Consider the following 14,480-nt stretch of genomic DNA (forward strand, 5'->3'; position numbering starts at 1 on the left):
TTAGACCGTCACTATTAGCTAAGTAATAGTGACGGCGCGAGCGTATAACTAAATAGCGTCTTCGGTTTTTTTGATCATAGCGAATAACTCATCTTTGAGTTTTAAGCGCTGTTTTTTTAAGGTTTCGAGGTACTCATCTTCTACGGGTGAGTTGTCTTGTTCGAGCTTATGTACTTCGCCTTCGACTTCATGGTAGTTATCGAACAACTTGCTAAAATGCGCATCGTTCATCTTTAAATGTCTAATTGTGTGGTGGTGATCAGGAAACTCATTTAACAGAGTATGTTTTTCAATTTGCATAATGCTTAATTCCTTTGTGGGTGTGATGTGTTTTATTTTTTTTAAATTAATAGAGGCCGAACAAACCGTTTTGCTTTGTACTCGGACCCTACTAACAGCTGTTTAGAAACTAGTGTTACTCGTAAACTCTAACTGCGAGAACATCTTGTTTCGCACCGTGTAAAACTGCGTTAGCAGTAGAGCCTAGTAACAGTTTGATGCCACTGCGACCATGCGTACCAATTACAATTAAATCTGCGTCTACACTGTCAGCGTATTGCTTTATTTCATCTGCCGCAGACCCAGCTTTCAAGTGAACCTTATCTTGGCTTATACCAAATTTATTAGCGATACTTTCAAGTTGCTTTCTGGCTTCTTCAATTCTGCCTGAATCATCGATGTCGGCGTAATCGATGCCGTAAAAATAAGGCTGAATATATAATGTTGGCAAGGTAACGTAGGCAAGCCTTAAGTTTTCAGGTGAGTCACAAACAGATAATGCCTTTTTAATTACGCTTTCATGCTCGGCGTTGATATCTATTGCAACAACGATATTTTTATAGTTACTCATAGCAAATACTCCGTATTACCAAGACTACATAAACATGGGATTGATTGAACACAGTTATATAATAGCAACAATGCTAGAAAAGTCATTGATATGGGTCAAGCTCCAACTGATATTTAACCTGAGTAGCAATCAAATGTGCAGTAAAGGTGCAAAAATCGAGGATGTATGGTGAACCTTATTATTCTATTTTATAGCCGACGCCATAAATCGAGTGAAGCAGACTGCCTGTTTGTTCATCGCTGGCAAGTTTGTGGCGTAAATTTTTCATATGGCTATCAATTGTGCGCGTGCTGACGATGCGGGAATCGTCGTAACATCTTGTCATTAGTTTGTCGCGAGAGTGCACAAAGCCCGGTTTAGAAATCAAGGTTTGTAATAATTTAAATTCGACCGGTGTTAACTCTATTTTTGTGTCATTGACACTACACACATGGCGCGCCATATCTATACTAATATTTTTGTATGAAAGTATATCTTGGCTTTGTTGGCTTGCTACATTTTGGTTTTTGCTACGCCTCAAAATTGCTTGTACTCTTGCAACTACTTCGCGCGAAGAAAAAGGCTTACAAACATAGTCATCGGCGCCAAAACCTAGGCCCATTAAGCGGTCTATTTCATCAATGCGCGCGGTTAACATCAATACGGGTAATTCGCTAAAAGCACGTATTTCTTTGCATATCGTTAAGCCGTCTTTATGTGGGAGCATTATGTCCAAAATTAGCAGGTCAAAATCTTGTTTCTTTACCGTCTCAACCACATGCAGGCCATCATGCATAATAGTGGTAGCAAACCCATCGGCTTGCAAAAATTCAGCTAATACACTGGCAATTTTGGGTTCATCTTCGACAATAAGAATGTGTTGTTTGTCTACGTTCATTAGGTGCTCGTTTTAGGAAAAGTAAGTAACATACATAAACCACCTAAGCTTGAAGGTGATGCTTCTATAGTGCCATGGTGGGCGGTCGTAATATTCTTAGCGATAGCTAAACCTAAGCCCGCACCTGATTCTCTGCGTGTGCGCGCAGCATCCATTCTGTATAGAGGATCAAACAAGCGTTCGCATTGGTCTATACTAACACTAGGTGCACTATCGCTGACTGAAAGTATAATGCTTGAGTCATCAGCTATTAGCTTAACTTCAATAATACCAGGCGAATCGGTATAGGAAATCGCATTCATCAGTAAATTAGAAATGAGTTGTTCCATGCGCTTTTCGTCAAAAGAAAAGTATATATTGGGCGCTATCTTGGTCTGTAATTCAATCCCTTGCTGCAAAGCGCGCTGAATAAAGGCATCAACGTTTTTGAGCAAACAGTCTGAAAAGTTATGCCTGACGAAAGTGTATTTCAGGCCACCTAAATCTGACAATGACAACTGATACAAATCATCGACTAAATGACATAGCCTATTGGACTCTTGTTCTAGAGATAGTAGATTCTCGTTATTAAAGGGGCGAATACCCGCTTTTAGCAAATCTATTTCACCAGAGAGCACGGTTAACGGTGTGCGTAGTTCGTGAGATATATCGGCAAACATTCTATTTTTAGCGCTGCGATTTTTATCCAAGGTTTGACTCAAACTATCTACATTTGCCATTAAGGTGCCTAATTCATCTTTGCGTGATGAATTAATTTCTTGGCCATATTTCCCCGCATTAAGGCTTGCAATTGCGTTTCTTAATTGATGGATAGGGACAAGTAATTTCCGCGCGAGCAACCAAGAAAGCGCGCCTGCTAATAGCACACAAAAAATAACTATGCTGATACTTGACCAAAATTGTTGACGTGCAAATAAGCCACTTAATTCTGAACTACCTTCAACAGTAGGCCAACTGCGTAACTCGCCAATTTTACGATTATTGCTGTAAAGTGGGACCACAAATAATGCACGTTCAATATCACTTTTATCAGTGCCTGAAATAAAGCTGCCGTTTTGGTCAAATACTGCGGTTGCGGGCCCACTAGCAAAACTTGGTCTTTGGCGCATATTTGGCGGTGGTGGCTCTGTTGGCCTGCCACGACGAGGTCCCTGCGAACCGTCCATCGGGTTCTGACCTTTCGGCGGTTTTCGAGTTTTAGGAAAGTCGTCAGGTCTGGGCCGCGGGCGACTACTTGCTATACCTGCTTGAGCAAGACTGTCTAAACCTTGCTCTTGTAACCATGTCCATTGCTGATCATTGCTTTCGTATTGTTCAACGAGTTGTTGAGATATGCTTTGCAAACGTGCGTTTTCCATGCCACTGATAAATTCAAGAAAGCCTTGTTGGAAGCTATAACGTGCTAAGCCCATCGCCAATAACAACATTGCAGCGGTTAAGGCTAGTAAGGTCAAAAAAAGTTTCGTAGATAATTTCATGAACTAAGTATAGCCAGAGCGATTCAAAGAGACTAGCGATAAGAAGCGAATACACTTAGAATCCTTCAAATCTGCACATTTCCTCTACTTTTTGATGTTAACTTTCTCCTACAGTTAAAAGGTCACAGATAGTCTGTGAGAACTGATTTGGAGAACATATACTATGAACGTTAAAAAAACATCCCTAATTTTAGTAAGTTTAGTCGCCACAAACTTATTGTTGAGCAATACGCTTCTTGCTAACTCTAAACAAGGCGACCGCAGAGGGCCGCCTAAAGAAGCCATTGAGGCATGCGCTGATAAGAGCGAAGGAGAGCAGGTGACTTTTACAACGCCGCATGGACATGAAGTGACAGGCACTTGTGTATTGATGCAGGAAGTAATGGTAGCAATGCCTGAAGACCATCCTCAGCGTGAGCAGCAGTAACAAGCGTTAAACCAAAGCTATAACATTGCATGTTAATGGCTAGGGTTTTTATCTAGGTCAGCTCAACTTATTGACGCTGGCCTAATTGTGTTGTCTCAATCAAAAATAAATGGATCTTTCTTTGCCTTAGTGCGAAGCCAATTTAAACTTGCCCGCACCGATTTTTTAGATAGTAATTTGCTGACTAACTTGTCTTTACCGGGGAAAGGGAGCAAGCTCAAACCTATCAGTATGGTAATAATGCCTTGGCCAGGCAAAACCAGCATTATTATTCCTGCGATTAATAAACAAAGACCAATAATCACTTTTACTAGCTCAACAGCAAGGGTAAAACCAGTTCGCATAAGCCTTCGTTCAGGATTAGGGTGCACCACTTTTTGTTTTGCGTCTGTTTTGTCTTTTCGTATAAAGTAGGTGCTTTCCATTCTCGCAATAACGTAGCCCATGAGTATGAGGTAGGCGAGTGATAAAAGACTTGTGCTTACCACAATGACAAGAATAACGGTCGTGCCTAGCGTCTCGCTTAAATAATTCGCAATGTTGTTGTAATATTCACTCAGCACGTTTAGTTTCCGTCATCTATTTAATATAAACTGTCCAAAAGGAGGTGCAATGCAAATATATAACGCAATATTTGACTGGATTTATCTCTACTGGATAAGCATCATTCTCGTTTTGCACACTGGCTTGTCCATAGTCGCATCATTACACATCCTGCTGTTCAAAGAAAATGAAAGAACCTCACTTGCTTGGATTGGTTTAGTCGTATTTTCACCAGTGTTGGGTAGCTTATTTTATTGGTTTTTTGGGATAAACCGAATTAAACGTTCGGCACAACGAATCTACCCTCAGACAATTAAAAAAGATCTTTTGCCACAACAGGTGCATCACAAGTTGCATCAGTTCCCTAGTCAATGGCAACGTGCAATGCATGCTGGCTATGCTATTCATCCCTTAAATTACCTTACTGCAAATGAAGTCGAGCCCCTAATCAATGGTGATAAGGCCTACCCAGCAATGATTGATGCAATCCGAAGCGCAAGGGATTATGTCTTATTGTCTAGCTATATCTTTGAATATGATTCTCTTGGACGTGAATTTGTAAATGCTTTAGTTGATGCCCATAAACGCGGCGTTCAGATTAAGGTTTTGCTTGACGGTATTGGGATCAGCTATAGCTGGAGAAAGTCAGATAGAGCATTGAAAAAACATGGCATCAATACAGCACGTTTTTTGCCCGCGATTTCACTTAGTAGCCTTCGTTTTATTAATTTGCGTAACCACCGTAAAATACTCTGTGTAGACAGCCAAGTTGCCTTTGTAGGCGGCATGAATATTAGTAAAAACAACTTGGTTGCTTCGGCAAAAAATCCGATAGATGATATCCACTTTAAGGTCACCGGCCCGGTCATAGATCAAATAATCCAAGTATTTATGGAGGATTGGTTTTTTGCTACAGGTGAGCTAATTCATTACCCAAATTATGTAACACAAACAGATAAACAAGTGGCGCAAAGCAAGGTAGTTGCCAGAGTTATTGAAGATGGGCCTGATGAAGATCATAACAAGATACGTTGGACACTCATAAATGCCTTGGCTTGCGCTCAAACAAGCGTGAAAATAATGACGCCATATTTCATACCGGATCAAACCCTAATGACTTCGCTACATGCGGCCGCTCTTCGTGGCGTTAGTGTGGAAATTATTATTCCTAAGCGCAGTAATGTACTTTTTGTGGATTGGGTAATGCAGGCAAACTTTCAACGCATCATCGAGCATGGTATCAAGATATATAAAAATGAACGGCCTTTTGACCACAGTAAAATGATGGTGATTGATGATATTTGGTCTTTTATAGGCTCAAGTAATTGGGATGCTAGAAGCCTAGAATTTAATTTCGAGATTAATTTGGAGTGCTTTGATAAGTCTTTAAACCATCAGTTGAGTGAGTTTTTCGAACACAAACGACAAAATGCAGATATGGTCCTTGCTCGTGATCTGAGTAAAATCCCCATGATATATAAGATTCGAAATAATCTATTTCGTTTGTTTTCACCGTACCTATGATTAACTCGCATAGTTTGCTCAATTGTCGCTGTGCAACCACTTCCATAGGCGTATTAAAAGGTATCAAGCTTTATGCTTAAAAACAGATACAGCGCAGTAGAATCACTCAAGATTATGGGCTGTTCGTCACAAACTAGCTTAGGTCCAAATATCGAAATATTGTTGTGGAATGTGTTTAAGTGCAAAAGAGTAGGGTGGCACAAAGATTTCAAAAGCATGTCAAAAAATAAGAATATAGTGATGCTTCAAGAAGCAATCACAAATTCCCCTTTTGATGCTGAATTTAAAAAGTCCACGCGGCACGAGTGGATTATGGCACGCAGCTTTAAAGACCTGCGTACTGAGCACGAAACAGGCGTCAAAACAGGCTCAACGGTAGCAAGTGATAAACACTATTTTTCGGCATCAACACACAGTGAACCCATTTCAAAAACAAAAAAAATGGTATTGGCTACACGCTATCCTTTGCTTCACAGTAAGCAGTCGCTATTGGTAGTAAACTCCCACATCATAAACTTCGTTAATTTTGAAAAGTTTAAAGCTAATGTAGATCAGGTGTTTGAGATCTTGCGTTATCATAGCGGTCCCACCTTATTGGCAGGCGATTTTAATACGTGGAATCTAAAAAGGCTTAATTATTTCAATGCGCGAGCGATGTCCCTCGGTCTTATTAAAGCAGACTTGTTTCGTAAACCAAGGTTGCAGCATTTGTTGAAACATTTGGACCATGTTTATTATAAAGGTTTGGTGCTTATAGATAGCGTGGTGCACTCAAATGTGCATTCGTCTGATCATTTTCCAATCAGTCTAACAATGGCTACGACGCCTGATGGAGAATAATAAAAAAGGGCGACAAACGCTTTTTACTGCTGCGTGAATCGCTTACTTTATATTTGCGAAGAATAGGGCGATGAGCCTGGCGGCATTATCTTTCATTGAGAATAAGTCAGGATCTTCTAAATACTCAACCACAATACCGCGCAAATATGCACTTATACCAATGGTGAGCAGCATAGAATCGGTATCGGATGGCAAAATACCTTGCTCTTTTGCCTTGTCAAAGTATTTAGATAAGGTTAGGTTTTTGAGCTTTTTCTTTTCGTTAAATCGCTCTTTGCTGTTAGTAAACTCGCCCGAATAGTCGCAGCGTAATAAAAAGAGCGTGAGTATTATTTGTTTCGCTTCATTAATTTCGATTTCAATAAGTATTTCAGTACAAACTTTTTCAAGTTGTATGATGGCATTGGACGTTACACCTTCTAACCCTTCGGTAATACTTTCAATAAAGGGCAGGTGCAAGTGGTCATGTAGTGCTTCAAAAATATCCTGCTTGCTTGTGAAGTGCCAATAGATTGCGCCTCGGGTTACCTTTGCGCTTTTTGCTATTTGCTCGAGTGTGGTCTTCGCAACGCCATGTTCGCTGAAGCATTCTATTGCTGCATCTAGGATAGCCTGTTTAGTCTGCTCAGCATTTTCTTTCGTTTTTCGCATGGTCGTTTACCGCTCTACCTACTACTTTCGTTATGTCGTTGTATTTTATGCACTATGTAAAGTACTTTTTTATCATAACCTTAAATTCGCCAATTGACAACATACATGCATGTATGTATATTCCCTTCATTAACTATATTTTACGCTAAGCCCTCGTTTTATTGAGGGTATTAAAGGTTGCTATCTATGAATTCTTTGAGTCGCTACGGTCTAGTCGCTTTGATTTCGATGTCTGTTTTTGCCTGCAATGATGCAAGTAATCAGCCATCGAACCAAATGCAACAGCCGCCGCAGACGGTATCTATTTTGACCCTGGAAGAACAAAAAATTGATATTTCTATGGATTTGCCAGGGCGCGTGACACCGTCTAAGCAGTCTCAAGTAAGGCCACAGGTCGATGGGGTTATTACAAAACGTTTTTTTGAAGAAGGGGCCCAAGTAGAACGAGGTCAGCAGCTTTATCAAATTGACGATGCGCGTTATAAAGCGGCGCTCAATAGCGCATTGGCTGACGTCGAAAGTGCGCTTGCTAATCAAAAAACGATGCAAGCGAAAACTACGCGATATAAAGATTTAGTCGCTAAAAATGCTATTAGTCAACAAGAGTATGACGATGTTATTGCGCAAAATGCGCAAGCCAACGCGAGTATTAGCGTGGCAGAAGCGAAGGTTCAAGTAGCAAGAGTTAATGTTGACTACACCAAAGTATATGCACCAATTGATGGACAAATTAGTCGTTCATTTGTGACCGAAGGTGCATTGGTAACAGGAAATCAAACCCAACAGTTGGCGACCATTACTCAGCTCGACCCAGTTTATATTGACATGCAAGAGTCAGGCGCGGCAATTTTAGAGTTACGCCGAGAAATGCAACAGCAGCGTTCCCTTAAAGTATCAGTGCTGGTAAATGAAGCGAGTGATGAGGTTTATTCTCAAAGCGGTCAGCTTAAATTCTCTGAGGTTACAATTGACCAGAGTACAGGCGCAGTTACCTTGCGAGCTATCATGCCAAACCCAGATGGTATTTTGTTACCAGGCCTATTTGTAAAGGCAAGAGTGCATATAGGCGAACGGAACGCCGTGTTGGTTCCCCAGCGCGCAACTATGCGCCAAGCCGATGGAAGCCTGACGGTTTATTTGCTTGATGCAGACAATCAGGTCGTTGCCCAAAAAATCAATCCATTTAAATCAATAGGTGCGAACTACGTAGTGACGGGCGTGTTAAATTCTGGTGATCGATTAATTGTCGCAGGGTATCAAAAGGTGAGGCCTGGCGCGTTGGTCAACCCTGTACCTTGGAAATCAAACTAGATAAGCGTATTTGTTGGTGAGCTTTGCAGTTTATGCACCCAATCAGACCTCAATTTTAGAATCACACTAGGACCCTAGTTTATGGCAAATTTTTTCATCGACCGCCCGGTTTTTGCATGGGTACTCGCCATTATTACGATGTTAGCAGGCTTGCTATCGATTAGCTTATTGCCTATTGAACAATATCCAAAGGTAGCACCACCAACGGTTTCTATTAGTGCAGCTTATCCTGGCGCCTCAGCCGAAACTATTGAAAACTCTGTCACTCAAGTCATTGAGCAAAGTTTGTCAGGTATAGACAATTTGCGCTATTTTTCAGCGAGTAGTGCCAACAATTCGATGTCGATTACCTTGAGTTTTGCCCCAGGCACTGATCCTGACATTGCTCAGGTACAAACACAAAATAAGGTGCAAGGGATAATATCGTTATTACCCCAGCAAGTTCAGCAGCAAGGGGTGACGGTAACCAAATCAAACGATTCATTTGCACTCGTTGTGGGTTTTTATTCAGACAACGAAGAGGTAAGTCAATTTGATTTAAGTGATTTACTGGTGTCTCAATTTAGAGATCCTATTTCACGTATTAACGGAGTGGGTAACGTTCTCGTATTTGGCTCGCAGCGTTCAATGCGAATTTGGCTAGACCCCGCAAAACTTTACAGCTTCAACCTTACCCCAGTGGATGTGAAAAACGCGGTAACGGTTCAAAATACCGATGTCTCTGCAGGGCAATTAGGTGGCATGCCTGCCATTGAAGGCCAGCAAATTAATGCGACTATTCAAGCTCAATCGCGCTTACAAACGGCGGCAGATTTTGAGCGCATTGTGCTTAGAGTGAACACTGACGGCTCGCAAGTGCGGGTGCGTGATGTCGCTCGAGTAGAGCTAGGTGCTGAGTCATACGATGTGATTGTTCGCTACAAACGTCGTCCTGCTTCGGGCATGGCTGTGAGTCTTGCCACGGGCGCCAATGCACTTGAGACTATCGAGCGTGTCAAAGAGAGGGTCGCTGAGTTACAAGGGATTTTACCTGATGGGGTACAAGTGGTTTATCCACTGGATTCATCGCCTTTTATTAAGTTATCTATACAATCGGTAGTACAAACTTTAATTGAAGCTGTAGTGTTGGTTTTTTTGGTGATGCTACTGTTTTTGCAAAACTGGCGGGCCACTTTAATTCCTACCATTGCTGTGCCGGTGGTATTGCTCGGTACTTTTGGGGTGTTGTATGCCTTTGGCTTCAGCATTAATGTACTTACCATGTTTGCCATGGTTTTGGCGATTGGCCTTTTGGTTGATGATGCAATTGTGGTCGTTGAAAATGTTGAACGCATCATGGAAGAGGAAGGTTTGCCACCAAAAGAAGCGACCAAAAAATCGATGTCACAAATTACGGGGGCGCTTATTGGAATTGCTGTAGTACTTTCTACGGTGTTTATTCCAATGGCCTTTTTCAGTGGTTCAGCTGGTGCGATCTATCGGCAATTCTCTATTACCATGGTGTCTGCGATGGCATTTTCGGTATTAGTCGCAATTGTTTTGTCTCCCTCGTTATGTGCAACATTATTAAAACAGCATGACCCAGATAAAGATCGCACAAAAGGGTTTATAGGGTGGTTTAACCGAAACTTCAATAAGGGTAGAGATGGCTATCAACGTGCTAGTAATCATATCGCACAACGCGTAAAGCGTTATTTGGTAGTGTATGGTGCCTTGCTTGGAGTAATGGTGATTGTTTTTATGCGTTTACCAAGCTCATTTTTACCGACCGAAGATCAAGGTAGCATTTTAATGCTTCTGAGTACGCCTCCTGGTGCCACCGCACAGCGCACACTCGAGTCTGTCAAACAGGCAGAAGATTTCTTTTTAGATACACATGAAGAAGTGACGTCTGATTTGTTCACGGTGGTAGGTTTTAGTTTTGCCGGACAAGCACAAAATGCAGCTATGGGCTTTGTCCATTTAGTTGATTGGGATGAGCGAGATGATTCAAGTAGTGCGTTTTCTATCGTTAACCAAGCTTATGGCGCATTCTCGCAAATCCAAGATGCGATTGCGTTTCCGATACTACCTCCGCCAATACGTGAACTAGGCAATGCTACCGGTTTTAATATGCAACTAGTAGACAGAACAGGCGCGGGGCATCAAGCACTCATGAATGCGCGCAATAAATTATTAGGTATGGCGGCGCAAAATCCAAAACTCGCGGGTGTAAGGCCTAATGGTTTGTCGGATGTTGCGCAATTTAAGATTGACATAGATAGCGAGAAGGCGTCAGCGTTGGGTATCCCTTTAAACGATATTAATAGCGCTTTACAAATTGCGTGGGGTTCGAGCTATGTAAACGACTTTGTCGATAACGGGCGTATCAAGCGTGTTTATATGCAAGCTGATGCCGAACATAGGATGACGCCTGAGGATTTAGAAAAGTGGTATGTGCGCAATGATAACGGCGATATGGTTGCGTTCAGCGCATTTGCAACCACGCATTGGACCTTTGGCTCACCCAAGCTAGAACGCTTTAACGGTATAGCCTCGGTTAATATTCAAGGCAACCCTGCACAAGGAGTATCTTCTGGTGAGGCGATGACTGAAATGGAGAATTTGGTTGCGCAGTTGTCAGGTGGTTTTGGTGTAGAATGGGCGGGCCTATCTTATGAAGAAAGAGAAGCCGGTTCACAATCGGGGCAACTTTACCTGATATCTTTGCTTGTCATATTTTTATGCTTAGCTGCCTTATATGAAAGTTGGTCAGTACCTATTGCTGTATTACTGGTGGTTCCTTTAGGGATTTTGGGGGCCGTGCTTGCTGCTTATTTATTTAATCTGCCTAACGATATTTACTTGCAGGTGGCTTTTTTAACTACTGTCGGGCTTGCTGCAAAAAATGCAATATTAATTGTAGAGTTTGCGAAAGACCAGACCGCAAAAGGCGTAGATATAATGACGGCGGTATCTACCGCCGCTAAACAGCGTTTTAGACCTATCATTATGACCTCTATGGCGTTTATTTTAGGGGTGACACCTTTGGCGATTTCAAATGGTGCCGGAGCTGCTTCACAAAATGCGATTGGGATTGCGGTGATTGGAGGAATGTTTGCAGCCACCTTTTTAGCAATATTCTTTGTACCTCTATTTTTCGTCATGGTTGAGAAATTTACCAAATAAGGAGTGAGCCGTAAGTTACCATTCTACTTACGGCTTCTCTAGTATGAGCTATTGCTGTCAATTAGTGACAATATCCGTAATTTTAACTTTAGCGAAACTCGCTTTCATCAAACTCTTCTACGAAAAGCCTTGCTTGGTTTCTTCCAGTAGTTTTCAACATGTATCATTATTGGTCATTCGGAGACAGCATTAAATGGTTTACCTGAAGACTAAGGCACTAAAAAATCAAGAGCATACTAATTCACTATTCAACGTTTCAGTTTGATTTAGTTGTCCCTGAGATAGAGCGTTTAATCAATTCTTTAACATCATTAACATCTTGTATCTGTCTAATCCAAAGTTTATGGTAAAAGACATAGATAGCGATTAGATCCGGCTCCTAGACTAAAATATGCTTTAGGAAGCCTAAAATCACTCATATATGCAATAAAATCCGTAATGTAATACCTATATTTTTGCAAAAGTTATCAAAATTAAAAATTTCTGAGCGAAAATGATTGACTTTGCTTGACTGTGGTTCACAAAGATGTAAAATTATCTTAACAAAATTTGACCACAGTGCGATTAGTACATCAATCACCGGAGTTAAACAAAAGATGGCAAGTAAAAAGAACGAATTCAAACATGTTAATTATAGTTGGGACGATGAGGTTGCCGACAAATTAACACCTATCGAAAATCTAGTGTACCGCTCAAACATATTAGGTGCTGACCAACGTATTACTAATACGGGGGAGGCAACACTTCTGCAAAATTAATGGAAACAGATCCTTTAACCGGCGAACAAGTTGAAGTACTTTGGGTTAAGGGGTCGGGTGGAGATTTAAGAACGGCAAAAGTAGAGAACTTCTCCTCTCTTTATCAAGGTAAGTTAAATTCACTAGACGCAACGTATCAAGCACGCGACGACAAAGGCTACAAACAGGCTGGTGAAGACGCAATGATTGGTATGTACAAACATTGTAATTTTTGCTTAAACCCAAGAGCATCCTCGATTGATACGCCCTTGCACTCAATGATTGCTGATAAGCACGTCGATCATTTGCATCCTAATGCCGTGATTGCAATTGCTTCTTGTAAGGATCAAGAAGCTCTTACTGAGAAAGTATGGGGTGGCAAAATGGCCTATGTTCCATGGATGCGTCCTGGCTGGGAAGCTGCGAAAGTTTGCGAAGATGCTTATGCTGCGAAACCAGATAGTGTCGGTATTTTACTTGGCCAGCATGGCCATACGAACTGGGAATCTGAAAGCAAAAGTTGTTATGAAACCTCATTATGGGTGATTGAAACTGCTGCTCGATATATTGAAGAGCACGACAAGGGAGAGCAAACCTTTGGTGGTGCGAAAGTTGATAGTTTATCAGATGAAGCGCGCACCGAACTGCTTGCCAAATTTTTACCCGTAGCTCGTGGGGTCTTGTCTAACAAAGTTAAATTTATCGCTACCGTGCAATCGGATGAAACAGCCTTACGTTTTGTGAACAGTGTTGATGCACCTCGTTTAGCAAAATTGGGTACTTCTTGCCCTGACCACTTTTTACGTACGAAAATCCAACCTCTCTATGTTGACTACAATCCTAAAGTTGACGATTTTGATGCTCTTGTTGAAAAGCTAAACGCAGGTATTGAACAATACCGCGTAGAATATGCTGAATATTACAATGCATGTAAACGCGATGATTCACCAGCAATGCGCGACCCAAGCCCAACGGTTATTTTAATCCCGGGTGTTGGTATCATTGGGTGGGGTAAGAATAAAAGCGAATCACGAGTAACCACTGAATTTTACAATTGTGCCATTGAAGTTATGCGAGGTGCAGAAGCAATTAGTGAATACACAGCGTTGCCACAACAAGAAGCATTCGACATTGAATACTGGGCATTAGAAGAAGCAAAACTGCAGCGCATGCCTAAAGAAGCACCACTTGCTCGTAATGTGGTTGTTGTTATTGGTGCCGGAGACGGCATAGGTAAAGAAACTGCTTTTAGAGTGGCCAAAGAAGGTGCTCATGTAGTGTGTGCAGATTTGCGCTATGAAGCCGCCCAAAAAACAGCAGACGAATTAAGTGAAATATATGGCCAAGGCATTGGTGTTGCTGGCACAGGTATTTCTGGTTGCGGCCCGGCAATTGCTCAGGAAGTAAATATTACCGATCGCTCAAGTGTTCAAAAAATGTTCGAACAAGTTACATTAGCCTATGGCGGTATCGACAACGTTATTGTGACCGCTGGCGTGTTTTTAGCGCCGGGACAAGCAGGTATGAGTGATGATCAAATGTTTGACATTAGCTTTGCAGTGAACGTTAAGGGCGGTTATATCGTGGGGACACAGGCCAATGAAATCTGGAAAGCCCAGGGTTTACAAGGTTCTCTAGTGCTAACCACTAGCGTTAACGCAGCGGTTGCCAAGAAAGGGTCTTTAGCCTACGACACCTCTAAAGCGGCCGCCAATCACCTGGTAAGAGAACTTGCCGTAGAGCTGTCTCCTTTAGTCAACGTTAATGGCTTGGCGCCAGCAACGGTAGTGAAAGGAAGCACGATGTTTCCGCGCGATAGAGTCCTGGCTTCTTTGAGTAAATATAATGTCGACTACTCAGACGCCGATTCAGACGATGAACTTCGCGACAAGCTAGCAAATTTTTATGCACAACGGACACTAACTAAACAGCCGATAACGCCAGCTGATCAAGCTGAAGCTGCTTATTTATTGGTTTCGGGGCAGTTAAGTAAGACAACCGGTCAAATAATAAGCGTAGACGGTGGTTTACACGAAGCGTTCTTGCGCTAAGTTAAAAAAGAATTAGGAAAAAT

At 41.8% G+C, this 14,480-nt stretch carries 13 protein-coding genes; 7 read left to right on the plus strand and 6 right to left on the minus strand.

The genetic code is table 11. The annotated features are described in order from the left end of the window. Positions 1-48: 48 nt before the first annotated feature. The 4 genes from AC0L6H_RS13175 to AC0L6H_RS13190 all read right to left on the minus strand — a co-directional run bounded on the left by AC0L6H_RS13175 (position 49) and on the right by AC0L6H_RS13190 (position 3,205). Positions 49-300: a YdcH family protein gene (locus AC0L6H_RS13175; protein WP_473389492.1), complete on the minus strand. Its 252-nt coding sequence runs from the start codon at positions 298-300 to the stop codon at positions 49-51. 115 nt (positions 301-415) lie between these two features. Then, the gene (locus tag AC0L6H_RS13180) at positions 416-850 is read right to left on the minus strand and encodes a universal stress protein (protein WP_473389493.1); all 435 of its coding nucleotides are present in this window, start codon (positions 848-850) and stop codon (positions 416-418) included. A gap of 178 nt (positions 851-1,028) precedes the next feature. After that, complete coding sequence (locus tag AC0L6H_RS13185) at positions 1,029-1,727, minus strand: response regulator (protein ID WP_473389494.1); 699 nt, start codon at positions 1,725-1,727, stop codon at positions 1,029-1,031. Next, on the minus strand, positions 1,727-3,205 hold the full coding sequence (locus AC0L6H_RS13190) for an ATP-binding protein (protein WP_473389495.1): 1,479 nt from the start codon (positions 3,203-3,205) through the stop codon (positions 1,727-1,729). The genes AC0L6H_RS13185 and AC0L6H_RS13190 overlap by 1 nt, the downstream gene beginning before the upstream one ends. Before the next feature lie 163 nt (positions 3,206-3,368). Here AC0L6H_RS13190 and AC0L6H_RS13195 point away from each other — a divergent pair, with 163 nt between their 5' ends. Beyond that, entirely contained in the window at positions 3,369-3,632 is a 264-nt protein-coding gene (locus AC0L6H_RS13195; RefSeq protein WP_473389497.1) for a hypothetical protein, read from the plus strand. A 95-nt stretch (positions 3,633-3,727) separates the two neighbouring features. On the opposite strand, the gene AC0L6H_RS13200 is transcribed toward AC0L6H_RS13195, so the two are convergent. After that, positions 3,728-4,195: a PGPGW domain-containing protein gene (locus tag AC0L6H_RS13200; protein WP_473389498.1), complete on the minus strand. Its 468-nt coding sequence runs from the start codon at positions 4,193-4,195 to the stop codon at positions 3,728-3,730. A 49-nt stretch (positions 4,196-4,244) separates the two neighbouring features. On the opposite strand from AC0L6H_RS13200, the gene cls reads away from it, so the two are divergent. Then, entirely contained in the window at positions 4,245-5,699 is a 1,455-nt protein-coding gene (gene cls / locus AC0L6H_RS13205) for a cardiolipin synthase (RefSeq protein ID WP_473389500.1), read from the plus strand. 72 nt (positions 5,700-5,771) lie between these two features. Beyond that, positions 5,772-6,539, plus strand: a complete 768-nt coding sequence (locus AC0L6H_RS13210) for an endonuclease/exonuclease/phosphatase family protein (protein WP_473389501.1) — start codon at positions 5,772-5,774, stop codon at positions 6,537-6,539. Between the two features lie 42 nt (positions 6,540-6,581). Here the strand turns inward: AC0L6H_RS13210 and AC0L6H_RS13215 are convergent, their stop codons facing one another. Then, positions 6,582-7,190 (minus strand): TetR family transcriptional regulator, encoded by a 609-nt coding sequence (locus AC0L6H_RS13215; protein WP_473389502.1) that lies wholly within the window; start codon positions 7,188-7,190, stop codon positions 6,582-6,584. 195 nt (positions 7,191-7,385) lie between these two features. Between AC0L6H_RS13215 and AC0L6H_RS13220 the strand changes: the two genes are divergently transcribed. From AC0L6H_RS13220 to AC0L6H_RS13235, 4 genes are all read left to right on the plus strand, one after another. Beyond that, on the plus strand, positions 7,386-8,501 hold the full coding sequence (locus AC0L6H_RS13220; RefSeq protein WP_473394533.1) for an efflux RND transporter periplasmic adaptor subunit: 1,116 nt from the start codon (positions 7,386-7,388) through the stop codon (positions 8,499-8,501). Between the two features lie 81 nt (positions 8,502-8,582). Beyond that, positions 8,583-11,669 (plus strand): efflux RND transporter permease subunit, encoded by a 3,087-nt coding sequence (locus AC0L6H_RS13225; protein WP_473389503.1) that lies wholly within the window; start codon positions 8,583-8,585, stop codon positions 11,667-11,669. A gap of 596 nt (positions 11,670-12,265) precedes the next feature. Then, positions 12,266-12,427, plus strand: coding sequence for a hypothetical protein (locus AC0L6H_RS13230; protein ID WP_473389504.1), 162 nt, complete (start codon positions 12,266-12,268; stop codon positions 12,425-12,427). Next, a complete protein-coding gene (locus AC0L6H_RS13235; RefSeq protein WP_473389505.1) occupies positions 12,427-14,457 on the plus strand; it encodes a bifunctional rhamnulose-1-phosphate aldolase/short-chain dehydrogenase in 2,031 nt (676 codons plus the stop codon). Before AC0L6H_RS13230 ends, AC0L6H_RS13235 begins: the two co-directional genes overlap by 1 nt. Positions 14,458-14,480: the final 23 nt, after the last annotated feature.

Source organism: Glaciecola sp. G7-5, assembly GCF_055808975.1.